Source organism: Actinomadura chokoriensis (assembly GCF_041463665.1).
GTDB classification, from domain to species: Bacteria; Actinomycetota; Actinomycetes; order Streptosporangiales; family Streptosporangiaceae; genus Spirillospora; species Spirillospora chokoriensis_A.
On record NZ_JAXCEJ010000001.1, the window covers coordinates 87,226 to 110,052 of the forward strand.

Sequence of the window (22,827 nt, forward strand, 5' to 3'; positions counted from 1 at the left end):
CGCGCGGCGCTGGACATGGGGGGTGGAGGTGAGGGTCAGGTGGGCGAGCGGAGCCCGCGGCGCTGCAGCAGCACGGCGATGACGATGATCACGCCCTTGGCGATGAGCTGGTCGCTGGTCTGCAGGCCGTTCAGGATGAACAGGTTGGTGATGACGGTGAAGACCAGCACGCCGAGGATCGACCCGGCGACGGTGCCGCGCCCGCCGGTGAGCAGCGTCCCGCCGATGATCACGGCGGCGATCGCGTCGAGTTCGTACAGGTCGCCGTGCGTGCTGGAGCCGGTGGTGGTGCGCGCCATGATGATGATCGCCGCGATGCCGCAGCAGAAGCCGGACAGCGCGTACAGCAGCAGGGTGTGCCGCCGGACGTCGATGCCGGCGAGCCGCGCCGCCTCGGGGTTGCCGCCGACCGCGAACGTCCGGCGGCCGAACGTGGTGCGGCCCAGCAGCAGCCATCCGGCGAGCGCGACGGCCGCGAAGATGTAGACGACGAGCGGCAGCCCGAGCGGCTTCGTGGTGGACAGCGCCTCGATGGCGTCGTTCTCGGGACGGACGAGCTGGGTCCTGCGGTCCGACATCCGCTGCGCGAGGCCGCGCGCGGCGACGAGCATCGCCAGGGTCGCGATGAACGGGACCATGCGCCCGTAGGAGATCAGCAGCCCGGTGACGATGCCCGAGCCCGTCCCGACGAGGATCGCGCACAGCGCCATCACGCCCGGCCCGTAGGACTGCGTCGCGACCGTCGTCGCCCACACCGAGGCGAGCGCCATCACCGAACCGACGGACAGGTCGATCCCGCCGCCGATGATCACGAAGGTCTGGCCGACCGTGATCACGCCGATGGTGGCGGCGAGCGCGAGGATGCCGACGACGTTCCCGGACGTGGCGAAGTTGTCCGGCTGCGTCACCAGGCCGACGATCGCGAGCAGCACCAGCGCGGCGACGAGCCCGAGGTGGTGGATCTCGCCGCCGCCGGCCCTGGCGAGCGGCTTCCACGGCCCGCCGCCCGGCTTCCCGGCCGGCGGGCCGAGCAGCCCCGCAGAAGGACGCGTGTCGGTCACAGCGCACTCCCTTCCATGATCATGTTGAGCACGGCGCTCTCGTCGAGGCCGCGGGCGTCGCCGGTGTGCACGACGCGCCCGTCCCGGACGACGAGGACGCGGTCGGCGAGCCCGAGCACCTCGGGGACCTCGCTGGACACCAGCAGCACCCCGATCCCGCGTCCGGCCAGCTCGCGGATCACCGCGTACAGCTCGGCGCGGGCGCCGACGTCCACGCCGCGGGTCGGCTCGTCCAGGATCAGCAGCCGCAGCCCGGCCGGGTCGAGCAGCCACCGGGCAAGGACGACCTTCTGCTGGTTGCCGCCCGACAGCGTCACGACCGGGCGTCCCGGGTCGGGCGGGCGGATGTCGAGCGCCTCGATCTGGCGGTGCACGTCGGCGAGTTCCCGGCGGCGGCTGAGCCAGCCGAAGGAGGCGTACCGGGACAGCCCGGCGACGCTGACGTTCCCGGCGACGGTCTCGTTCATCAGCAGCGCCTGGCTCTTGCGCTCCTCCGGCGCCATGCCCATGCCGCGCCGCACCGCCGCGCGGGTGTCGCCCGGACGGACCGGACGGCCGTCCACGAGCACCCGCCCCCGCGCGGGACGCCGGGCGCCGTAGACCGCCTCCAGGATCTCCGAGCGGCCCGACCCGACGAGCCCGGCCAGCCCGACGATCTCACCGGCGCGGACGGTGAGCGACACGTCCTCGAACGCGCCGGGCAGCGTCAGGCCCTCGACCCGCAGCACCTCGGCCCGCCCCTCCCCGGACGCGCCGGACGCGCCGGACTTGGGACGTTCCGGGAACGCGTACTCAACGTCGCGCCCGGTCATCATCGCCACGATCTCCTCGGTGGACGTGGTCCGCGCGGGCAGGCCGCCCGCCACCGCCCTGCCGTCCTTGAGCACGGTCACCCGGTCGCCGATCTCGCGGATCTCCTCCAGCCGGTGGGAGATGTAGACGACCGCGACCCCGGCGCCGGTCAGCTCCCGGATGATGCGGAACAGGTTCCCGACCTCGTCGTGCGCGAGCGCGGCGGAGGGCTCGTCCATCACGATCAGCCGGGCGTCGTGCGAGAGCGCGCGGGCCATGCTGACGACCTGCTTGCCCGCCGCGGGCAGCCGCCCGACCTCCCGGCGCGGCGGGATCTCCCCGTGCCCGAGCCGCCCGAGCAGCTCCCGCGCGGCCCGCTCGGCCTCCGCGCGCCGGGTGAACCCGAAGCGCGCCCTCTCATGGCCGAGGAAGATGTTCTCGGCCACCGACAGGCCGTCCACCAGGTCGAGCTCCTGGTAGATGGTGGCGATCCCGGCCCGCATCGCGGCGGTCGGCCCGGCGAGCCGCACCGGCTCCCCGGCGAAGACGATCTCGCCCTCGTCCGGCTGGTGCGCACCGGCGAGCACCTTGATGAGCGTCGACTTGCCGGCGCCGTTCTGCCCGAGCAGGCAGTGCACCTCGCCGGGACGGACGTCGAGGTCGACGCCGTCCAGCGCGCGGACGCCGGGGAACTGCTTGGCGATGCCGCGCATCAGCAGCAGCGGTTCCATCGCGGGCCTCCTCGGTCAGGACGCGGAGAAGACGTGGTCGCTGATGAGCCGGGCGCCGCCGACCACGCCGGCGGCGCCGGCGAGCTCGGACAGCACGATCGGGAGGTTGCCGGTCGCGAGCGGCGCCGACCGGCGGTAGACGACGCCGCGGATCTCGGCGAGCAGCGTGTGCCCGAGCCCCGCGACGCCGCCCGCGATGATCACCAGGCCCGGATTGAAGAAGCTGACCAGCCCGGCGAGCACCTGCCCGACGTGCCGTCCGCCCTCCCGGACGAGCCGCACGGCCGTCGGGTCGCCCGCGGCCGCCGCCTCGCCGACATGCTCGGCGGACAGTCTCCCGTGGGTCTCCAGCAGGGCCGCGAGCGCGGGGGACGCGCCGGACCGCGCCGCCGCCTCCGCGTCCCGCGCGAGCGCCGCGCCGCCGAAGTAGGCCTCCAGGCATCCGGCGTTGCCGCAGGCGCAGATCGGCCCGTCGTCGTCGACCCGGATGTGGCCGATGTCCCCCGCGCTTCCGGACACGCCCCGGTAGATGGCCCCGTCGACCACGATGCCGCAGCCGATGCCCGTGCCGATCTTGACCAGCAGGAAGTCGTCGACCGACCGCGCGAGCCCCGCGTGCAGCTCGCCGAGCGCCATCAGGTTCACGTCGTTGTCGACCAGCACCGGGCAGCCGAGCTCCTGCCCGATCGCGTCCCGCACCGGGAACCGGTCCCAGCCGGGCATGATCGGCGGGACGACCGGCATGCCGTCGCGGAAGCTGACCGGCCCGGGGACCCCGATCCCCGTCCCGTGCACCTGCGGGATGAGCCCCTCGTCCCGCAGCTTGCCGAGCAGGTCCAGCGCCCGCTCCAGCACCACGGTCGCGCCCTGCCGCACGTCGCACTGCTCGCTCACGTGACCGAGCACCTCCAGCGCGCCGTCCGTCACCGCGACGTCGATCGAGGTGGCCCCGATGTCGAACGCGACGAACCGCAGGCTCGGCGACAACCTGACGATCCCGGACCGACGCCCGCCCCGCGAGGCCGCCAGCCCCGCGCCCTCGACGAGCCCCAGCTCCACGAGCCGGTCCAGCTCGACGGCCAGCTTCGACCGCGACAGCCGGACGACGTCCCCCAGCTCGGCGCGCGAGCGCGGCCCCTCGTCACGCAGCAGCCGCAGCAGCCGTGCCTGGTGCACGTTCTGCGGACGAGCCGACATGCGCATCACGCCGTCCTCTCGGGATCGATCCGCGGCGACCGGCCGTGTGACGCCGGTCTCATGGGCGAGACCGTAACCCGCTTTCGCCGCGCTGAGAAGACCTTTTCCCTAGATCATCCGAACTTTCTCCACTCAAAGGACAAAGCTGGGACGAAACAACGGCCCCGCGCCATCGCGTGGAACGCGGTGGTACGGGGCCGTCGCGGATGACGCGAGCGTCAGTAACTGACCGTCTGGCGGCCGCTCATGGTTCGCATGATGTGCTCGACCAGGGTGATGAGGACTCGCTTGGCGTCCTCGCGGTCGCGCACGTCACAGGAGATGACGGGCACGTCGGCGGGGAGGTCGAGGGCGTCCCTGACCTGGTCGTGGGAGTGGTGGCCGGCGCCGTCGAACCGGTTGACGCCGATGATGAACGGGACGCCGCGCCGTTCGAAGTAGTCGACCGAGGCGAAGCAGTCGGCGAGGCGCCGGGTGTCGACCAGGACGACGGCGCCGAGGGCGCCCTTGGCCAGTTCGTCCCACATGAACCAGAAACGGTCCTGACCGGGGGTGCCGAAGACGAACAGGACGAGGCCGTTCGGCAGGGTGATGCGGCCGAAGTCCATCGCGACGGTCGTCGTCGTCTTGTTCGCGACGGCACTGGTGTCGTCGACCCCGATGCTCTTCTCGGTCAGCGCCTCCTCGGTGCGCAGCGGGCGGATCTCGCTGACCGCGCTCACCAGGGTGGTCTTGCCGACGCCGAAACCACCGGCCACGAGGATCTTCACCGTCAGCGCGGACTCGCCCTGGTGGGCGGACGCGTCAGAGCGCACGGATTCCATCGATCACTTCCTTGAGTACGCGCTCGCTGGGGAACTGCGCCACCGGCGCGGGACGCCGGACCTGAATCAGCGAGTGGTCGAGCAGATCACCGAGCAGGACACGGACCACCCCGAGGGGGAGTTCCAGATCCGACGCTATCTCGGCGACCGACAACGGGGTGCGGCAAAGCTCCAGGATCATGTCATGTTCGGGCTCGGGCGCCCACCGCTCGGCGGGAAGAGCGCCGTCCGCGGTCTCCGGCGGGTCCGCGACGGCGATCAGCGCGACCAGGTCGAACTCGTCGCCGTCGTAGTGCGTGCGGCCTCCGGTGACCGCGTACGGGCGGACCACGGGCCCCGCGGCGTCGTCGTACCAGGCCGTGCCGCCCATCTCACCGCCCGCCGGGCTCGGCCGCGGCGACCCGCGGATCGGCGGACAGGTGCTGCCCGACCCGGGTGACCAGCATCGCCATCTCGTAGGCGATGATCCCGAGATCGGCTTCGGCGTCGGCGAGCACGGCCAGGCACGCGCCGCGCCCGGCGGCGGTGACGAAGAGGAACGACGACTCCATCTCCACGATCGTCTGCCGGACGGGGCCGCCGCCGAACGACTCCCCCGCCCCGCGCGCGAGGCTCTGGAAGCTGGCGGCGACCGCGGCCAGGTGGTCGGACTCCTCCCGGGCGAGGCCCGCGGACGAGGCGATCCGCAGCCCGTCGCTGGACAGCACCACCGCGTTCCGCACCGGCGCCACCCGCTGGACGAGGCTGTCGAGCAGCCAGTTCAGGTCACCGCCGGCTCCGCCCGGGACCTCCGCGCCGGAATTCTGGGCATGTGTCATGGGGCGTCGTCCTCCTGGTCGCCTGGATTCCGCGCGGCCTGCGCCGAGCCTGATGCCTCCGCGTCGGCCGCCTCCTGCCTGCCACGCCGCCAGCCCGCCTGCATGGCGGACAGCATGGATCGCATCGCCTCGGCCGAGCGCGCCTCGTCGTCCTGAGCCCCGTCCGCGGGAGCGGCCGCGGCGGGCTCGCCGGGCGGCTGCGGCGCGTCCGCGGGGACGGGCGCGGCCAACGGCGCCCCGGCCGGTTGGGCGGGCCCGGGCGGTCCGGTCGCCCCGGGCGCGGAAGGCGGGCCCGGAGGCTCCGCGGGCGGAGCAGGCCGCGCGGGAGGGGCGGGCGGAGCCTGGCCCCGGGCGGCGAGGTGCGCGTCCACCCGCTCCTTGAGCTGGGGCGCCAGGTGGGTCTGCCGCCTGCGCTTGGGCAGCTCGCCCTCCTTCGGCGGCGCCGCGGGCGGCGCCTCGGCGGGCGCCGGTTCGGCGGGCGGTGGCTGCACGGGCGACGCGGACGGTGCGGGCGGCTCGGCGGGGCCGGGCGGCGCGGGCTCGGCGACCAGCCGCACGACGCCGCCGGAGTCGACCGCCGGACGCGCGGGCGCCGACAGCGCCGCGGCCTGCCTCGGCAGCGCCCGCATCGGCCCGGTGGAACGGCGCACGACAGGGTCCGGGTCGGCGCCCTCCACGATGAGCGAGCCGGGGATCAGCGTGATCGCGGTCGTCCCGCCGTACGGGGACGGGCGGAGCGTGACCGTGATGTCGTGCCGCTGCGCCAGCCGCGCCACGACGAACAGGCCGAGCTGGGCGCTGTCGGACGGGTCGAACTCGGGCGGGTTCGCGAGCCGCTCGTTCGCTGCGCGCAGCGCCTCCTCGGTCATCCCGAGGCCGCGGTCCTCGACCTCGATCGCGAACCCGCTGGCGACCGGGTGCCCGCTGACCCGCACCGGCGACTGCGGCGGCGAGAACGTGGTGGCGTTCTCCACCACCTCGGCGAGCAGGTGGATGACGTCGGCGACGGCGGAGCCGAGCAGCGCGACGCGCGGCAGCGGCTGCACCCGGACGCGCGGGTAGTCCTCGACCTCGGCGACCGCGCCGCGCACCACGTCCACCAGCGGGACGGGGCGGCGCCAGCCGCGTCCGGCGGTCTTGCCCGCCAGAATGACCAGGCCCTCGGCATGCCGGCGCATGCGGGTCGCGAGGTGGTCGAGCCGGAACAGGTCCGACAGCTCGGACGGGTCCTCGGTGCGGCGCTCCATGGTGTCGAGCAGGCTGAGCTGGCGGTGCAGCAGCGCCTGGTTGCGGCGCGCGAGGTTGACGAACACTTCGCTGATGCCGCGCCGCGCCGCGACCTCGCCCTCGGCGGCCGCGAGCACGGCCTCGCGGGCGCGGTCGAACGACTCGGCGATCTGCCGGATCTCGGTGATGCGGTAGTCGATCCGCGGGTCCGGCTCGGGCTCGGCGGGACGTCCGGCGATGATCTGCTCGGCGAGCAGCGGCAGCCGCTTCCTGGTGAAGTCCACGACGCCGCCGGCGAGCGTGCGGCATTCGCGCACCAGCCGGCGGGAGACGCGGATCGCGATGACGGACGACAGCACGATCGCGGCGAGCCCGAGGCCGCCGGCGAGGCCGAGCCGGGTGAACGCGCGGATCGCGAGGTGCCGGCCGCGGTCGACGACCGCGTCGAGGATCCGGTTCTCCAGCTGGTACAGCTGCCCGTTCGCGGTGTCGGCGACGGACCGCCAGACGGTGGGGTCGATGACGGCGGCGCCCCGCTCGGCGGGCGCCTGCTGCGAGCCGCCCGGCTGCGCCGCCTGCCGGCCGCCCTGCCCGTGCGGCATGGCCGTGGCCGTCCCGCCGGCGCCGGTCGCCGGGGTCCCCGTCGTCGGGGTACCGGACGTCGAGGTGCCGGACGTGGGGGTACGGCGCGCCGCGGCCTTCTGCGGTTCGGCGCCGGCGATGACCTGGTCTTCCAGCTTCATCATCTGCATGACGGCCGGGGACGACATGAGCCGCTCGTAGCGGACGCGGTCGGCCGCGGACAGGTCGCGGGCGCTGACCTGGTGCATCGTGTGGTGCGCCCCGACGAGCTTGGCGAACTCCCCGCGCTCGGCGGCGGTGATGCGGCCCGCGGCGAGCGCGCCGGTCAGCAGCGCGTCCTCGCGGGCCATGAACTCGCGGGCCAGGCCGAACGAGGTGAGCGTGCGGACCCGCCCGGTGAGCGGCCCGTCCGCCGGCGTGGTCGCGCTGTAGATCGCGTAGCCGCCGTCGATGAGCTCGTTGTACTCGCGCAGCACGGAGGGGCGTCCGCCGGTCCGCTCGTCCACGCCGCGGCGGAGCGACTTCAGCGTGCCGAGCTTGCCCACGAGGTCGTCCATCCGCTTGACGACCTCGGGCTGGATCGCGTCCCGCAGCCCGCCGTCGGCGCTGCCCGCGCGGACGTCCTCGACCGCCTGGTCGGTCGCCTGCCGCTGCGCCCGCATGACGCCGGGAGCGGCGGGGGCTCCGCCGAGCTCGGCCATCGACAGGCGCCGCTCCTTCTGCAGCGCGGCGATGAGCCGCTGCGTGGGCAGCACCGTCTTCTGCTGGAACGCGCGGCTCTGCAGCAGCTGGTGCGCGTCGCCGTAGGTGATGCCGGTGAGGAACGTCCACAACGCGGCGAGCGCCAGCAGCGGCACGAGGACCAGCAGGGTGATCCGCGCCCGGATGGAGGAGAAACCGCGGGCCGTCACGGCTGGCGGACCCTCACTGGCGCGTCCTCCTGCACTGGGTCGTACGGCACTGGGGGGTGGGACATGCGGGGGAAACCTCCCGATGCGTGGAGTACGGAGGTGTGCGGGAGCCTACTACGTCGCGGGTTCACGGTGATCGGGCATCCGATCACCGTCCGCGGCCTCCCCCAGGTCGGGCCAGGTCAGGACGTGCTCCATCGGCTCGGCGAGTGGGCGCGGCCCCTCCGGCGTCTCCGAAGTCCTGGACCACAATGGCGGCCCTTGACGGGGCCACAGCCCCCTTTGGCGCCTTTCGGAGGCATTAGCACCATTCCACGGCACCTGCGGCGCTGCCCGCGGCCCGGGGGACCTTGGCGCATCTCACGCAAGCAGATTGCGGCAAATCAGGACAATTTGCTTCATTTCCCCCTGTTGCTCGGCAGGATTGCGCCATACTCTGCTTCTTCACCATCGCTCGCGTCGCGCCGGCACGGGAAGGAGAACCGCGATCCATACAGGCAACGACGGAGGCCGGAACGAGGTCGCGCCCGCCGGGCCGCGGAACGCGGCAGGCCGGGCCGGGAGGACGGCTCCCGGGCCGGAGGGCGTTACGATTCCCGCCGTGAGTCCCGAAAGCCAGGCATCCGAGGCACTGCCGTCGCGACGGCGCCGCACCCCCCGTGGCGGCCGGCACCGCGGCGACGAGTCCTTCCTGCTCCCTCCCGGATCCCCCACGCTGGTCCTGGCCGTGCCCGGGTACGCCCGGCAGGCCGGCACCGAGCTCGCCGCCGAGCTCGCCCGGCTCGTCGAGATCGAGCACACCGGGCAGCCCGCCTACATCGGGCACCTGGACGGCGACGAGGCGAGCCTGTACGGCGTCCTCGCCGCGCTGCGGCAGGAGCGGGACGAACTCGCGGCGGTCGTGGTGCCGCTGTCCACCGGCCCCGACCCCGCGCTCGACCGGGCCGTGCACGCCGCCGTGGCGGCCGCGCCGGTGCGCGCCGTCGCCGCCGAGCCGCTCGGCCCGCACCCGCTCATCGCGGAGGCGCTGCACGACCGGCTCGCCGACGCCGGACTCGCCCGCGCCGACCGGATCAGGCTGATGACGATGGTGACCGCCGCGTCCGGCGTCATCGTCGCGACGCCGGGGGACGCGACCGCCGTCCGGCAGGCCGAGGTCACCGGCGTGCTGCTCGCCTCCCGGCTGGCCGCCCCGGTCTTCACCGCCTCGCTGAACGACGAGGCGTCCGTCAAGGCCGCGGCGGAGCAGCTGCGCATGGCCGGCGCCGCGTCCATCGCGCTCGCCCCGCACCTGATCGGGGCCGAGCCCGAGGCGATGCTGGCCCCGCACGCCGCCGCCTCCGTGGGCGCGGCCCACTGCGCCCCGCTGGGCGCCCACCCGGCCCTGGCCCGGCTGGCGGCCCTCCGCTACGTCGAGGCGCTCTCCATCGCGCTCGCGGACTAGCCCAGGGGGCGCGACCCCCTGGGCCGGTCTCAGCGGTTCTTGAACTCCGGCGTGCGCTTCTGCAGCGTCGCCGTCATGCCCTCGGCGAGGTCCTCGCTGAAGAAGGCGAGCGTCTGGACGGCCGTCTCCGCCATGAGCTGGCGGCGGAGGCCGGGGGCGTCCAGGGACGCGTTCAGCAGTTCCTTCGTCCGGCGCAGGCCGTACGGGGACTTGGCGAGCAGTTCGTCGGCGAGGGCCTGCGCCCCCGCCAGGTCCGCCCCCTCGGCGGTGATCTCGGTGATCAGGCCGAGCGCGTCGGCACGGGTCACGTCCAGCCGCTGCGCGCGGTAGGACAGCTCGGCGGCCTTCGCCGGGCCGACCAGCCGCGGCAGCAGCCAGGAGAGCCCGCAGTCGCCGGCCGACAGGCCGAGGTTCGTGAACGGGACGACGAACCGGGTGGTCGGGTCGGCGACCCGCAGGTCGCAGGCCAGCGCCCAGGACACCCCCATGCCCGCGACCGGGCCGTGCAGCGCCGCGATCACCGGCTGCGGGATCTCCCGCAGCCGCGCGGTGACCTCGGCGCCGCGCGCGATGCCCCGGTAGAGCCGCTGGACGCGGCCCTCGGCGCTCTCCCCGCCCGGGTCGCCGCCCTGGATGTCCATGCCCGAGCAGAACCCGCGGCCCTCGCCGGTGAGCACGACCACGTGGGTGGACGCGTCGCGCGCCAGCTCGTTCAGGACGTCGAGCATCTCCTCGGTCAGGGCGCCGTCGACGGCGTTCAGGCGCTCCGGACGGGAGAGGGTGACGGTGAGCACCCCGTCCCGCCGGTCGATCTTGATCCCGGCCAACGGCTCAGGAGGTGAGCTGCTGGATCAGGGGGCCCATCTGCTCGCCCACGTTCTTGAACACCGTCAGCGGCTCGCCGGCGCTGATGGCCGCCCAGTTGTCCCGCACGTCCTCGACCGAGAGCGTGGTGTTCTGCCCGTAGCCGGGGCCCTCCGCCACGAAGATCTTCGCGATCCGGCCGCCGCCGACGGTGTAGACCTCGCCGGAGTCCTCGTTGGACTCGTGCACGAGCCAGGTGACGAGCGGCGTCACCTGGTCGACGCCGAGCTTGTCGGCGAAGTCGGCGGGCAGCAGGTCCTCGGTCATCCGGGTCCAGGCGACCGGGGCGATCGCGTTGGCCTTGATGTTGTACTTGGCGCCCTCCTGCGCGAGGGTCTTGGTGAACCCGACCAGGCCCATCTTCGCGGTGGAGTAGTTGGCCTGGCCGAAGTTGCCGAACAGGCCCGCCGGGGAGGAGGTGTTCACGATCCGGCCGTAGCCCTGCTCGCGCAGGTGCTCCCAGGCGGCGCTGGACACGAGGAACGAGCCGCGCAGGTGGACGGCGATGACCGCGTCGAACTCCTCCACGGACATGTTCTTGAACGACTTGTCGCGCAGGATGCCCGCGTTGTTGACGACGATGTCGACCTTGCCGAACGCGTCCAGCGCGGTCTTGATGACGGCCTGGGCGCCCTCGGGGGTCGCGACGTTGTCGGGGTTCGCGACGGCCTCGCCGCCGTTCTTCTTGATCTCGTCCACGACCTCCTGGGCGGGGCCGGCGGAGGCGCCGACACCGGACCGGTCGCCGCCGAGGTCGTTGACGACGACCTTGGCGCCGCGCGCGGCGAGTTCCAGGGCGTGCTGGCGGCCGAGGCCGTGGCCGGCCCCGGTCACGACCGCGACCCGGCCGTCGTAGCGCAGTTCCGACATTCGTTTCTCCTCACATCGTGGGGCCCGCCCCCAGGAAATCATCCGGGGGCCGCCGAGTGGTACCACTAAACCGAATCTCGCTCGGCCGCACTCCACCGGGGTACCTTCCCCGCGTACGATGAGGCATGGGGAAGTTGCGCTGATTGCCGCAATTCACCGGAGCGGCCACGTAGTCTGCAACGAATCCGCGAGGAGCAACGGAGGTCCCGTCTCGATGATCGCCGCCGCGCCCGGCACCGGCCGCCGCCCGTACCGCGTCGTGCAGTGGGCGACGGGCGCGCTCGGACGCAGCGCGATCAGGGGCGTGCTCGACCGCGACGACATGGAGCTCGCCGGCGTCTGGGTGCACACCCCCGCCAAGGAGGGCGCCGACGCCGGAGCCCTGGCCGGCCGCGCCCCGATCGGGATCACCGCCACCCGCGACATCGAGGACATCCTCGCCCTCGACGCCGACTGCGTCGTCTACGCGCCGAGCCCCGCCCCGGACCGGTTCGCCGAACTGGACACGATCTGCGCGCTGCTGGCGTCCGGGAAGAACCTGATCTCCCTCAGCGGGCTCGTCTACCCGCTCGCGCACGGCCCCCGGTTCGCCGGCGAGCTGGAACAGGCGTGCAAGCGGGGCGGGACGTCCGTGCACGGCAGCGGGGTCAGCGGCGGCTTCATGGCGGACGTCATGCCGCTCGTGCTGTCCCGGCTGTCCCGCCGCATCACCCACGTCTACGCCCGCGAGTGCACGGACTTCGCCCGGCACCCGTCCCGGCGGATGGTCCACGAGATGATCGGCTTCGGCAAGACCGAGGAGGCCTACCAGCGCGCGCTGCGCCCGAACCGGACCGCGATGCGCGCGATGTTCGCCGAGAGCCTGCACCTCGTCGCGGCGGGCCTCGGCGTCGACCTCGACGAGATCGACGTCGACGTCGACCACCGGCTCGCCGGAACCGACCTCGTCACCGCCGCCGGGCCCGTCCCGCAGGGCACCGTCGCGGCGGCCCGCTGGACCTTCAGCGGCCTCGCCGGCGGGCGTCCCGTCATCACCGTCGAGGTGGTGCACAAGGCCGACGCCGCGCGGATGTCGCAGGAGTGGGGGCGCCCCGGATACTCGCTCCGGGTGGACGGCCGCCCGTCGCTGGCGCTCGCGGTCGACGAGGACTGGGTCTCCGACGTGATCTCCGCCGCGTCCGGGCACGCGCTGAACTCCGTCCCGGCCGTGTGCGCCGCCGAACCCGGGATCCGGACCTACCTCGACCTGCCGGCGATCACCGGGCGCATGCACATCTGAGCGTGACGGCGGCGGCCGGGCGACGTCCCGGGCATCGTCCCGGGCGTCACGGCAGCGTCCGCGCGGGTTCCTCCGGAGCGCCGGCCCGCGCCCCGGCCTCCTCGCCGGCCTCCTCGCGGGCCTCGCGGCGGCGCTTGCGGACGGTCCACACCACCAGCCCGGCGACGGCGGCCACGGCGATCCCGATCGCGAGCCCCCGGCCCGCGAGCTTGGCCGTGTGCTCGAACGCGGTGCCCGCGAAGAAGCCGCCGAGCGTGAACGTCGCGACCCAGGTCACGCCGCCGATGACGTTGAACACCAGGAACCTCGGATAGGGCAGCCGCGAGCTGCCCGCGAGAGCCGGCATGAGCGCCCGCAGCAGCGCGGTGAAGCGCCCGATGAACACCGCGAACGCGCCCCGGCGGCGGATCAGCTCCTGCGCGCCGGCGACCTTGGCGCGGTGTTTTCGCATCACCCCGACGTCCAGCAGCCGCGGCCCGTACCTGCGGCCGATCTCGTAGCCGACGGAGTCGCCGGCGACCGCCGCCACGACCGCGATGGCGAGCAGCAGCGGCAGCGACAGGACGTGCTGGCTCGCGAGGACGCCGCCGACGACGATCGCGGTCTCGCCGGGGAAGACGAACCCGACGAACAGCGCGGCCTCGGCGAACACCAGCGCCGCGATGATCAGGTAGATCATCGCGGGCGGCAGCCCGTCCACCAGGGCGTTGAAGTGCTCGAGCATGGACCCCCGCCATCTCGTCCAGCCGGGACCGGAGTACGGCCGTTTGACACTTGCTAGCGACGGTTATGGTATCCGGGAGGTTCCCCACCCGGATCGGTCTTTCGGGTGACCTTTCGGGCGGCATCCCCGGGCGGCCCCGAAGACTCTCTGGAGGAGAGGCACGCATGAGCGTTCAGGAGGTCGAGGGGGGACGGTTCGTCCGGCAGGCGAACCGGTTCACCGACCGGATCACCGCGGACGGCTCGTCCGGCTTCCCCGCCGAGCCCGGCCGGTACCGGCTGTTCGTCTCCTACGCGTGCCCGTGGGCGCACCGCACCCTGATCGTCCGGCGCCTCCTCGGCCTGGAGGACGCGATCGGCGTCGGCGTGGTCGACCCCATCCGGGACGAGCGAGGCTGGCGGTTCCCCGACCGCGACCCCGTCACCGGCGCCGTGTTCCTCTCCGAGCTGTACCTCTCCACCGATCCGTCGTTCCAGGGCCGCTACACGGTCCCGTCCATCTGGGACACCGTGACCGAGCGCCTGGTCACCAACGACTTCCCGAACATCACCACGATGTTCGAGACGGAGTTCACCGCCCACCACCGGCCGGGCGCGCCCGACCTGTACCCGGAGGCGCTCCGCACCGAGATCGACGAGCTGAACGGCCTCGTCTACACGACCGTGAACAACGGCGTGTACAAGGCCGGCTTCGCCACATCCCAGGCCGCCTACGAGGAGGCGTTCGACGCTCTCTTCGACACTTTCGGACGGCTCGAGGAGCGGCTCTCCACCCGCCGCTTCCTGTTCGGCGACGACATCACCGAGGCCGACGTGCGCCTCTACCCGACGCTCGCCCGCTTCGACGCCGTCTACCACGGGCACTTCAAGTGCAACCTGAAGCGCCTGGTCGACTACGAGAACCTCTGGGCCTACGCCCGCGACCTGTACTCGGTCCCGGCGTTCGGCGAGACGACGAATTTCGACCACATCAAACGCCATTACTACGTGACGCAGCGCAACATCAACCCGTCCGGCGTGGTCGCCAAGGGGCCTCTCGTCGACTGGACCACTCCGCACGGACGGGACCGCTGATCGCGTCCCCTCGTTATGCTGGCGGGTCCCCAGTAATCCGCACGAAAGGCATGACCCGACCATGCGCAGTCAGTTCTTCGGAAACATCGACCAGGGCCAGCCCCTCCCCGGCCACTTCGCCCTCCAGAACTCCAAGATGCTCCGCGTCCACCTGAACGGGGACGTCCTGGCCCGGCAGGGCTCCATGGTCGCCTTCCAGGGCCAGATGGAGTTCGACTACGAGGGCGCCGGCGGCCTCGGCAAGTTCATGAAGAAGGCGCTGACCGGCGAGGGCGTCCCGCTCATGCGCGTCAAGGGGCAGGGCCTGCTGTTCGTCGCCAACGACGCCGACGACATCCACCTGTTCTACCTGGAGAACGAGGGCATCACCGTCAACGGCAAGAACATCCTCGCCTACGACTCGCACCTGCAGTCCGACATCCAGCGCGTCCAGGGCGCGGGCATCGCCGCGGGCGGCCTGTTCAACACCACCCTGCAGGGCACCGGCTGGGTGGCCCTCACCACACACGGCACGCCCGTCATGCTCGACTGCGGCCGCGCCCCCACGTTCGCGGACGGCCAGTCCGCCGTGGCGTGGAGCACCAGCCTCCAGGTCGGCGTCAACCGCACCTTCAAGGCCTCCGCCCTGATCGGCCGCGGCAGCGGCGAGGCGATGCAGCTCGCCTACCAGGGGCAGGGCTTCGTCCTCATCCAGGCCAGCGAGGGCCCCACGGTCGCCCCCCACACGCACTGAGGCGCCCGGCGGGCTTTTACTACAGTAGCCTGGGGTGCGTCTCAGAACTCACCTGCGAGCTGCGGAAGAGGGCGATCTCCGCCGTGTCGACAGAGTCGTCGCAAACTAGTGCCGACCCAAAGATCACAGATTTCGGCGCCAACGAGTGGCTGGTCGACGAGCTGTACCAGAAGTACCTCGAAGACCCGAACTCCGTTGACGAAGCCTGGTGGAACTTCTTCGCGGACTACCGGCCGGACGGCCGGCCGTCCGTGACCTCCGCGTCCCCCCAGGCGTCCACCGAGAGCGCGGCCCCGGCGGCCGCGAACGGCACCGCGGCCGCTCCGCCGACAGCGCAGCGCCCGGTGGCGCCCGCGAAGCCCGCGCCGAAGCCCGCGCCGAAGCCGGCCCCGAAGGCGGCGGAGAGGCCTGCTCCGCCGCCGGTGCCGGCGGGCGCCGAGGAGGTCCGGCTGCGCGGCGTCGCCGCCCGGACGGCCACCAACATGGAGGCCAGCCTCGCCGTGCCGACGGCGACGAGCGTGCGGGCCGTACCGGCGAAGCTGCTGGTCGACAACCGCATCGTCATCAACAACCACCTGAAGCGCGGGCGCGGCGGCAAGGTCTCCTTCACCCACCTGATCGGGTACGCGATCGTCCGGGCGCTCGCCGCGATGCCGGAGATGAACGCCGCGTTCACCGAGGTGGACGGCAAGCCGGTGCTGATCCGGCCCGAGCACGTGAACTTCGGGCTGGCCATCGACCTGCAGAAGAGCGACGGCACGCGCCAGCTCGTCGTGCCGAGCATCAAGGCCGCCGAGACGCTGGACTTCCGCCAGTTCTGGGCCGCCTACGAGGAGATCGTCCGCAAGGGCCGCGCCGGCAAGCTCACCCTCGAGGACTTCCAGGGCACCACGATCAGCCTGACGAACCCGGGCACGATCGGGACCGTCCACTCGGTGCCGCGGCTGATGCCCGGCCAGGGGACGATCATCGGCGTGGGCGCGATGGAGTACCCGGCCGAGTTCGCGGGCGCGTCCAGCGACACGCTGTCGCGCATGGGGATCAGCAAGGTGATGACGCTGACCTCCACCTACGACCACCGGATCATCCAGGGCGCGCAGTCCGGCGACTTCCTGCGCCGCGTCCACCAGCTGCTGCTCGGCGAGGACGGCTTCTACGACGAGATCTTCGAGGCGCTGCGCATCCCGTACGAGCCGGTGCGCTGGGTCAAGGACATCTCCGCCACCCACGACGAGGACGTCGCCAAGGTCGCCCGGGTCCACGAGCTGATCCACGCCTACCGGGTCCGCGGCCACCTGATGGCCGACACCGACCCGCTGGAGTACAAGCAGCGCCGCCACCCCGACCTCGACATCCTCAAGCACGGCCTCACCCTGTGGGACCTGGAGCGCGAGTTCGCGACGGGCGGGTTCGGCGGCAAGCCGACGATGAAGCTGCGCGACATCCTCGGCGTGCTGCGGATGGCGTACTGCCGGACGGTCGGCATCGAGTACATGCACATCCAGGACCCGGAGGAGCGCGCCTGGATCCAGGCGCGCGTCGAGGTCCCGCACGACAAGCCGTCGCGCGAGGAGCAGCTGCACGTGCTGCGCCGGCTGAACAGCGCCGAGGCGTTCGAGACGTTCCTGCAGACGAAGTTCGTCGGGCAGAAGCGGTTCTCGCTGGAGGGCGGCGAGTCGGTCATCCCGCTGCTGGACTCGGTGATCTCGGCGGCGGCGAAGGCCAGCCTGGACGAGGTCGTCATCGGGATGGCGCACCGCGGCCGGCTGAACGTCCTCGCCAACATCGTCGGCAAGTCCTACGGGCAGATCTTCGGCGAGTTCGAGGGCAACCTCGACCCGCGCAGCGCGCAGGGCTCCGGCGACGTGAAGTACCACCTCGGCGCGTCCGGCGACTTCGTCGCGAGCGACGGCTCCAAGATCCACACCGAGCTGGTCGCGAACCCCTCCCACCTGGAGACGGTCGACCCGGTGCTGGAGGGCGTCGTCCGCGCCAAGCAGGACGTGCTGGACGTCGGCGAGGCCGGGTTCACCGTGCTGCCGATCCTGATCCACGGCGACGCCGCGTTCGCCGGGCAGGGCGTGGTGGCCGAGACGCTGAACCTGTCGCAGCTGCGCGGCTACCGCACGGGCGGCAGCGTGCACGTGATCATCAACAACCAGGTGGGCTTCACCACCGCCCCCGAGTACTCGCGGTCCAGCGTCTACGCGACCGACGTGGCCCGGATGATCCAGGCGCCGATCTTCCACGTGAACGGCGACGACCCGGAGGCCTGCGCGCGGGTGGCGCGGCTCGCGTTCGAGTACCGGCAGACGTTCAAGAAGGACGTCGTCGTCGACATGGTCTGCTACCGGCGCCGGGGCCACAACGAGGGCGAGAACCCCTCGTTCACCCAGCCGCTGATGTACGACCTGATCGACGCCAAGCGCTCGGTGCGCAAGCTGTACACCGAGGCGCTGATCGGCCGCGGCGACATCACGGTGGAGGAGGCCGAGCAGGCGCTCCGCGACTACCAGGAGCAGCTGGAGCGGGCCTTCACCGAGACCCGCGAGGCGGTGAAGAAGCCGCTCGAACCGGGCTCGGTGGTCAAGCCGGACGTCGAGGAGCGCATCCCGATCGACCACGGCAAGGCCGGGTCGGCGATCCCGCGGGAGACCGTCAAGCGGATCATCGAGACCCAGGTCAGCCTGCCGGAGGGCTTCACCCCGCACCCGCGGCTCCAGCCGATCCTGCAGCGCCGCGCCCAGATGATCGAGGACGACGCGATCGACTGGGCGACCGGCGAGCTGCTGGCGATGGGCTCGCTGCTGATCGACGGCCGCCCGGTGCGGCTCGTCGGGCAGGACACCCGGCGCGGCACGTTCGGCCAGCGGCACGCGGTGCTCGTCGACCGCAGGACCGGTGAGGAGTACACACCGCTCAAGCAGTTCGGGCAGGGCGTGTCGAAGTTCTACGTGCACGACTCGCTGCTCAGCGAGTACGCGGCGATGGGCTTCGAGTACGGCTACTCGATGACCCGTCCGGACGCGCTGGTCTGCTGGGAGGCGCAGTTCGGCGACTTCGCCAACGGCGCCCAGTCGGTGGTGGACGAGTACATCTCGTCCGGCGAGCAGAAGTGGGGCCAGCACTCGGGCGTCGTCCTGCTGCTGCCGCACGGCTACGAGGGCCAGGGGCCCGACCACTCGTCCGCCCGGATCGAGCGGTACCTGCAGCTGTGCGCGCAGGACAACATGACCGTGGTGTACCCGACCACGCCGGCGAACTACTTCCACCTCCTGCGCTGGCAGGCGCTGGCCGAGCGGCACAAGCCGCTGGTCGTGTTCACGCCGAAGTCGCTGCTGCGGCTGAAGGCGGCGACGTCCCCGGTCTCGGAGATCACCGATGGCGCGTTCCAGCCGGTGATCCCGGAGAGCGACCCGGCGATCGACCCGGCGGGCGTGCGGCGGGTGCTGCTCACCACCGGCAAGATCTACTACGACGTGGTGCGGGCCCGGCAGTCGGCGGGCGCGAACGACACCGCGGTCGTGCGGGTCGAGCGGCTGTACCCGCCGCCGGTGGACGAGATCAAGGCGGAGCTGGCCAGGTACCCGGAGGGCGCCGAGGTCGTGTGGGTGCAGGACGAGCCCGCCAACATGGGCGCCTGGCCGTTCATGGCGCTGAAGCTGCCGCACCACATCGAGGGCCTGAAGATGTCGCGGGTGTCGCGCCCGGCGTCCTCGTCGCCCGCGGTGGGTTCGGCGAAGCTGCACCAGGCGGAGCAGGAGGCCCTGCTGGCCAGACTGTTCGGCGAGCAGAAGCAGAAGTAGGAACGACGCAGACCCGAGGGCTCCGGTGCGGCGCGCCGGAGCCCTCGGCGTCCCGAGGGCGAGACAGCGGAAAGAAGACGGCAGTCCATGTACTTCACCGATCGCGGCATCGAGGAGCTGACCGAACGGCGCGGCGCGGAGGAGGTCAGCCTGACGTGGCTGGCCGAGCGGCTCCGCGAGTTCGTCGACCTGAACCCGGAGTTCGAGACGCCCGTCGAGCGCCTGGCCACCTGGCTCGCCCGGCTGGACGACGAGGACGACGACTGATCGGCGACCGGAGGGCGGGTCCGGCGGCGCGAAGGGCGCCGGTCCGCCGCCTCCGGGGGGCTGCGGGCGCGCTCTCCGCGGCGTGCTTCGGCGCGGCGCAGCCGGGGAGCAGACGCGACATGTCTTGACTTTCCGGGGACACGACATATCGTGTTTCTGGAAGTGGAGTCGGACGAAGGGCGGCACGATGTCGCGTTGGACGATCGAGGAACCGACCACCCTGGACTTCGACGGCGTGGTCGCGCTGCGGGTCACCCTGATCGCGGGCAGCGTCTCGGTGCTCGCCTCCGACGAGCGCCCCTCCATCATGGTCGGCGGCGTCGAGGGGCCGCCGCTGGTGATCACGCATGAGGCCGGCATGCTGACCGTCACCCACGAGAAGCTGTGGGAGGGCGTGCTGAGCTGGCTGCGCTCCCACAACGTCCGCGCCGCGATCACGGTGACCGTCCCGCACGACTGCCCCGTCTCGCTGAACCTCGTCTCGGCCGACGCGGTGGTGACCGGCATGACCACCCGCACGTCCATCAAGAGCGCGTCCGGCGACGTGACGCTGGACGGGGTGGCCGGCGCGATCGACGCCAACACCGTGTCCGGCGCGATCGAGGCGCAGGGCCTGGACGGGACGGTCTCGTTCACGTCCGTCTCCGGCGACCTGTCCCTCGCCGGCGCCACCACCGAGCGGCTGGGGGCCCGCACGGTCAGCGGCCGCATCGCCGCCGACGTCGACCTCGGCGCCGGCGGCGGGGTCGACGTCAACACGGTGGCCGGCGAGGTGGCGCTGCGCGTCCCCGAGTCCGCGAACGCCGAGGTCTCGCTGAGCTCGGCCGCCGGACGGATCGAGACGTCGTTCCCCGAGCTCGGCCGGCAGGACCGCACCATCGCGCAGAGCGTCACCGGCAAGCTCGGCGACGGCGGCGGCCGGCTGTCGGTCAACACCGTGTCCGGCGCGATCACCCTCCTCGGCCGCGACGACGCCCCGGAGATCACCACCGGACCCCGAATGGAGAAGTGAGACGTGAGCCCCGTTTTCGGCCACGGTCGCCTGCGGCTGTACCTGCTGAAGCTGCTGGAGGAGAGCCCGCGGCACGGCTACGAGGTGATCCGGCTGCTGCAGGACCGGTTCCTCGGCGTCTACTCGCCCTCCCCCGGCACGATCTACCCGCGGCTCGCCCGGCTGGAGTCCGAGGGCCTGGTCACCCATGAGGTGATCAAGGGCAAGAAGGTGTACTCGCTGACCGACAAGGGCCGCGAGGAGCTGGAACGCCGGATGGACGAGCTCGCCGACCTGGAGGAGGAGATCTCCGCCTCGGCGCAGGAGTTCGCGCGCGGCGTGCAGGAGGACGTCCGGCAGACCGTCCGGTCCCTGCGCGAGGAGCTGACGCAGGCCGCGCGGACGATGCGCGACCAGGGCAAGACCACGTCCAAGGAGGCGTGGAAGGAGACCACCGAGCGCCAGAAGGACGAGTGGAAGCGCCAGAAGGAGTACTGGCGCGAGCAGAAGCAGGCGTGGAAGGAGGAGTGGCGGCAGAACTGGGACGACGCCTGGAAGACGGCGACCGGCACCCGCGACGACGTCGCCCGCCTCAAGCTGGAGCGCCTGCTCCGCAAGTTCGTCGAGGACGTCCGCAAGTCCGCGAAGAAGGCCCGGCTGGACGACGCCGATCTGGACGCCGCCCAGGCGATCCTGGACGAGGCCCGCGAACGCCTGCGGAACGAGGTCTTCCGCAAGGAGCCGTGACCGGGGCCGTGATGCGCCGGAGCCGGCCACGGCTCCCCCGCCTCACGGCGTGAAGACGATCTTCCCGAAGAGGTCGCCCTCGTCCATCGCGGCGAACCCCTCGCGGGCCCGGCTCAGCGGCAGCGTCCGGTCGACCAGCGGCCTGGTGCCCGTCTTGACCAGGAACCGCGCGAGCCGCTCCAACTGCGCCCGCGTCCCCATGGTGGAGCCGACCACCGACAGCTGCAGGAAGAACACCCGGCTCAGCTCCGCCGGCGGCACCTGGCCGCTGGTGGCGCCGGACACCACGATCCGCCCGCCGGGCCGCAGCGACTTCAGCGAGTGCGACCAGGTCGCCTGGCCGACGGTCTCGATGACGGCATCGACCCGCTCGGGCAGCCGCGCGCCCGTCTCGAACGCCTCGTCCGCCCCGAGCTCCCGGGCCCGCTTGCGCTTGGCCTCGCTCCGGCTCGTCGCGTACACCCGGTACCCCGCGGCGGACGCCAGCGCGATCGCGGCCGTCGCCACGCCGCCCCCGGCGCCCTGCACCAGGACGGACGATCCGGGCTGGAGCTCCGCCTTGTCGAACAGCATCCGGTAGGCGGTGAGCCACGCCGTCGGCAGGCAGGCCGCCTGCTCGAACGACAGCTCGGCGGGCTTCGGCACGAGGTTGCGGCGCGGCACCGCGACCTTCTCCGCGAGCGTCCCCTGGTGGATCTCCGACAGCAGCGACCGCTTCGGGTCGAGGGTCTCGTCGCCGCCGCCCCGGTCGGGGTCGCCGATCACCGAGTGGACGATGACCTCGTTGCCCTCCTCGTCCACCCCGGCGGCGTCGCAGCCGAGGATCATCGGGAGCCTGTCCGCGGACAGGCCGACGCCCTTCAGCGACCACAGGTCGTGGTGGTTGAGCGCGGCGGCCTTCACCGTGACGGTCGTCCAGCCGTCCGGTACCTCGGGCTCGGGCCGCTCCCCCAGCGTGAGCCCGTTCAGCGGATTGTCTGCGTCGATCTGCGTGGCCGTGACAGCGAACATGAACAGACACTAACCGCCGCCGCGCCCCGGCCTTCCAGCGGGCCCCGGCCGAACCGTCGCGCCGCCGGGCGCTAGAGGACCTTGGAGAGGAAGTCCCGGGTGCGCTGGTGCTGGGGATTGGCCAGGACGTCGCGGGGAGTGCCCTCTTCGACGACCACGCCGCCGTCCATGAAGACCAGGGAGTCGCCGACCTCGCGGGCGAAGCCCATCTCGTGGGTGACCACGACCATGGTCATGCCGTCGAGGGCGAGCTGCTTCATCGTCTCCAGGACCTCGCCGACGAGTTCCGGGTCGAGCGCGGACGTCGGCTCGTCGAACAGCATCAGCGCCGGTTCCATGGCGAGCGCGCGGGCGATCGCCACCCGCTGCTGCTGCCCGCCGGACAGCTGCGCCGGGTAGCTCCGCACCTTGTCGCCGAGGCCGACTTGCGTCAGCAGGACGACGGCCCGCTCCCTGACCTCCGCCTTGGGCTGCCTCTTCACCCGGCAGGGCGCCTCCATGACGTTCTCCAGCGCCGTCATGTGCGGGAAGAGGTTGAACCGCTGGAACACCATGCCGATCTCGCGGCGCTGGGCGGCGACCTCCTTGTCGCGCAGCTCGTGGAGCCTGCCGCCCGACTCCCGGTAACCGACCAGGTGGCCGTTCACCCACAGGCGTCCGGCGTTGATCTTCTCCAGGTGGTTGATGCAGCGCAGGAACGTCGACTTGCCGGAGCCGGACGGCCCGACGACGCACATGACCTCGCCCGGCTTCACCGCCAGGTCGATGCCCTTCAGCACTTCCAGCCGCCCGAACGACTTGTGCACCGCCTCGGCCTTGACCATCAGGCCGCCGCTCTCGGGCTGGGCCCCCTTGGAGAGCGATGCGCTCGTCAT

At 72.4% G+C, this 22,827-nt stretch carries 20 protein-coding genes; 8 read left to right on the forward strand and 12 right to left on the reverse strand.

The window, feature by feature from the left end:
• Positions 1-35: 35 nt before the first annotated feature.
• From SM418_RS00425 to SM418_RS00455, 7 genes are all read right to left on the reverse strand, one after another.
• Positions 36-1,061, reverse strand: a complete 1,026-nt coding sequence (locus tag SM418_RS00425; protein WP_371938916.1) for an ABC transporter permease — start codon at positions 1,059-1,061, stop codon at positions 36-38.
• Complete coding sequence (locus SM418_RS00430) at positions 1,058-2,584, reverse strand: sugar ABC transporter ATP-binding protein (RefSeq protein ID WP_371938915.1); 1,527 nt, start codon at positions 2,582-2,584, stop codon at positions 1,058-1,060. Before SM418_RS00430 ends, SM418_RS00425 begins: the two co-directional genes overlap by 4 nt.
• A 15-nt stretch (positions 2,585-2,599) precedes the next feature.
• Positions 2,600-3,787 carry an ROK family transcriptional regulator gene (locus SM418_RS00435; RefSeq protein WP_371938914.1) on the reverse strand — a complete coding sequence of 396 codons (1,188 nt, stop codon included), beginning with the start codon at positions 3,785-3,787 and terminating at the stop codon, positions 2,600-2,602.
• A 212-nt stretch (positions 3,788-3,999) separates the two neighbouring features.
• On the reverse strand, positions 4,000-4,605 hold the full coding sequence (locus SM418_RS00440; protein WP_371938913.1) for a GTP-binding protein: 606 nt from the start codon (positions 4,603-4,605) through the stop codon (positions 4,000-4,002).
• The gene (locus tag SM418_RS00445) at positions 4,586-4,975 is read right to left on the reverse strand and encodes a DUF742 domain-containing protein (protein ID WP_371938912.1); all 390 of its coding nucleotides are present in this window, start codon (positions 4,973-4,975) and stop codon (positions 4,586-4,588) included. The genes SM418_RS00440 and SM418_RS00445 overlap by 20 nt, the downstream gene beginning before the upstream one ends.
• Position 4,976: 1 nt before the next feature.
• The gene (locus SM418_RS00450) at positions 4,977-5,423 is read right to left on the reverse strand and encodes a roadblock/LC7 domain-containing protein (RefSeq protein WP_371938911.1); all 447 of its coding nucleotides are present in this window, start codon (positions 5,421-5,423) and stop codon (positions 4,977-4,979) included.
• Positions 5,420-8,143: a sensor histidine kinase gene (locus tag SM418_RS00455; RefSeq protein WP_371938910.1), complete on the reverse strand. Its 2,724-nt coding sequence runs from the start codon at positions 8,141-8,143 to the stop codon at positions 5,420-5,422. Before SM418_RS00455 ends, SM418_RS00450 begins: the two co-directional genes overlap by 4 nt.
• 601 nt (positions 8,144-8,744) lie before the next feature.
• Here SM418_RS00455 and SM418_RS00460 point away from each other — a divergent pair.
• Positions 8,745-9,587 (forward strand): sirohydrochlorin chelatase, encoded by an 843-nt coding sequence (locus tag SM418_RS00460; protein WP_371938909.1) that lies wholly within the window; start codon positions 8,745-8,747, stop codon positions 9,585-9,587.
• A 29-nt stretch (positions 9,588-9,616) separates the two neighbouring features.
• Here SM418_RS00460 and SM418_RS00465 read toward each other — a convergent pair whose 3' ends face one another.
• Positions 9,617-10,414, reverse strand: coding sequence for an enoyl-CoA hydratase/isomerase family protein (locus tag SM418_RS00465; protein ID WP_371938908.1), 798 nt, complete (start codon positions 10,412-10,414; stop codon positions 9,617-9,619).
• Positions 10,415-10,418: 4 nt separating this feature from the next.
• Positions 10,419-11,321 (reverse strand): SDR family oxidoreductase, encoded by a 903-nt coding sequence (locus tag SM418_RS00470; protein WP_371938907.1) that lies wholly within the window; start codon positions 11,319-11,321, stop codon positions 10,419-10,421.
• A 214-nt stretch (positions 11,322-11,535) separates the two neighbouring features.
• On the opposite strand from SM418_RS00470, the gene SM418_RS00475 reads away from it, so the two are divergent.
• The gene (locus SM418_RS00475; RefSeq protein WP_371938906.1) at positions 11,536-12,600 is read left to right on the forward strand and encodes an NAD(P)H-dependent amine dehydrogenase family protein; all 1,065 of its coding nucleotides are present in this window, start codon (positions 11,536-11,538) and stop codon (positions 12,598-12,600) included.
• A gap of 46 nt (positions 12,601-12,646) precedes the next feature.
• Here the strand turns inward: SM418_RS00475 and SM418_RS00480 are convergent, their stop codons facing one another.
• Complete coding sequence (locus SM418_RS00480; RefSeq protein ID WP_371938905.1) at positions 12,647-13,324, reverse strand: DedA family protein; 678 nt, start codon at positions 13,322-13,324, stop codon at positions 12,647-12,649.
• A 164-nt stretch (positions 13,325-13,488) separates the two neighbouring features.
• Here SM418_RS00480 and SM418_RS00485 point away from each other — a divergent pair, with 164 nt between their 5' ends.
• The 6 genes from SM418_RS00485 to SM418_RS00510 all read left to right on the forward strand — a co-directional run bounded on the left by SM418_RS00485 (position 13,489) and on the right by SM418_RS00510 (position 20,941).
• Complete coding sequence (locus SM418_RS00485; RefSeq protein ID WP_371938904.1) at positions 13,489-14,397, forward strand: glutathione S-transferase family protein; 909 nt, start codon at positions 13,489-13,491, stop codon at positions 14,395-14,397.
• 61 nt (positions 14,398-14,458) lie between these two features.
• Complete coding sequence (locus tag SM418_RS00490) at positions 14,459-15,130, forward strand: AIM24 family protein (protein WP_371938903.1); 672 nt, start codon at positions 14,459-14,461, stop codon at positions 15,128-15,130.
• An 83-nt stretch (positions 15,131-15,213) separates the two neighbouring features.
• The gene (locus tag SM418_RS00495) at positions 15,214-18,936 is read left to right on the forward strand and encodes a multifunctional oxoglutarate decarboxylase/oxoglutarate dehydrogenase thiamine pyrophosphate-binding subunit/dihydrolipoyllysine-residue succinyltransferase subunit (RefSeq protein WP_371938902.1); all 3,723 of its coding nucleotides are present in this window, start codon (positions 15,214-15,216) and stop codon (positions 18,934-18,936) included.
• Positions 18,937-19,023: 87 nt separating this feature from the next.
• Positions 19,024-19,203: a DUF6104 family protein gene (locus SM418_RS00500; protein WP_371938901.1), complete on the forward strand. Its 180-nt coding sequence runs from the start codon at positions 19,024-19,026 to the stop codon at positions 19,201-19,203.
• Between the two features lie 187 nt (positions 19,204-19,390).
• Positions 19,391-20,215: a DUF4097 family beta strand repeat-containing protein gene (locus SM418_RS00505; RefSeq protein WP_371938900.1), complete on the forward strand. Its 825-nt coding sequence runs from the start codon at positions 19,391-19,393 to the stop codon at positions 20,213-20,215.
• A gap of 3 nt (positions 20,216-20,218) precedes the next feature.
• Positions 20,219-20,941 (forward strand): PadR family transcriptional regulator, encoded by a 723-nt coding sequence (locus tag SM418_RS00510; RefSeq protein ID WP_371938899.1) that lies wholly within the window; start codon positions 20,219-20,221, stop codon positions 20,939-20,941.
• 42 nt (positions 20,942-20,983) lie between these two features.
• Here the strand turns inward: SM418_RS00510 and SM418_RS00515 are convergent, their stop codons facing one another.
• Both SM418_RS00515 and SM418_RS00520 read right to left on the reverse strand, forming a co-directional pair.
• Positions 20,984-21,952: a zinc-binding dehydrogenase gene (locus SM418_RS00515; RefSeq protein ID WP_371938898.1), complete on the reverse strand. Its 969-nt coding sequence runs from the start codon at positions 21,950-21,952 to the stop codon at positions 20,984-20,986.
• Positions 21,953-22,023: 71 nt separating this feature from the next.
• Positions 22,024-22,827, reverse strand: coding sequence for an amino acid ABC transporter ATP-binding protein (locus SM418_RS00520; protein WP_371938897.1), 804 nt, complete (start codon positions 22,825-22,827; stop codon positions 22,024-22,026).

Bases quoted from the DNA above. Each gene is read 5' to 3' on its own strand.
- SM418_RS00430 (WP_371938915.1), bottom strand. From the start codon at position 2,584: ATGGAACCGCTGCTGCTGATGCGCGGCATCGCCAAGCAGTTCCCCGGC.
- SM418_RS00435 (WP_371938914.1), bottom strand. From the start codon at position 3,787: ATGCGCATGTCGGCTCGTCCGCAGAACGTGCACCAGGCACGGCTGCTG.
- SM418_RS00440 (WP_371938913.1), bottom strand. From the start codon at position 4,605: ATGGAATCCGTGCGCTCTGACGCGTCCGCCCACCAGGGCGAGTCCGCG.
- SM418_RS00445 (WP_371938912.1), bottom strand. From the start codon at position 4,975: ATGGGCGGCACGGCCTGGTACGACGACGCCGCGGGGCCCGTGGTCCGC.
- SM418_RS00450 (WP_371938911.1), bottom strand. From the start codon at position 5,423: ATGACACATGCCCAGAATTCCGGCGCGGAGGTCCCGGGCGGAGCCGGC.
- SM418_RS00470 (WP_371938907.1), bottom strand. From the start codon at position 11,321: ATGTCGGAACTGCGCTACGACGGCCGGGTCGCGGTCGTGACCGGGGCC.
- SM418_RS00475 (WP_371938906.1), top strand. From the start codon at position 11,536: ATGATCGCCGCCGCGCCCGGCACCGGCCGCCGCCCGTACCGCGTCGTG.
- SM418_RS00480 (WP_371938905.1), bottom strand. From the start codon at position 13,324: ATGCTCGAGCACTTCAACGCCCTGGTGGACGGGCTGCCGCCCGCGATG.
- SM418_RS00485 (WP_371938904.1), top strand. From the start codon at position 13,489: ATGAGCGTTCAGGAGGTCGAGGGGGGACGGTTCGTCCGGCAGGCGAAC.
- SM418_RS00490 (WP_371938903.1), top strand. From the start codon at position 14,459: ATGCGCAGTCAGTTCTTCGGAAACATCGACCAGGGCCAGCCCCTCCCC.
- SM418_RS00500 (WP_371938901.1), top strand. From the start codon at position 19,024: ATGTACTTCACCGATCGCGGCATCGAGGAGCTGACCGAACGGCGCGGC.
- SM418_RS00505 (WP_371938900.1), top strand. From the start codon at position 19,391: ATGTCGCGTTGGACGATCGAGGAACCGACCACCCTGGACTTCGACGGC.
- SM418_RS00515 (WP_371938898.1), bottom strand. From the start codon at position 21,952: ATGTTCGCTGTCACGGCCACGCAGATCGACGCAGACAATCCGCTGAAC.
- SM418_RS00520 (WP_371938897.1), bottom strand. From the start codon at position 22,827: ATGACGAGCGCATCGCTCTCCAAGGGGGCCCAGCCCGAGAGCGGCGGC.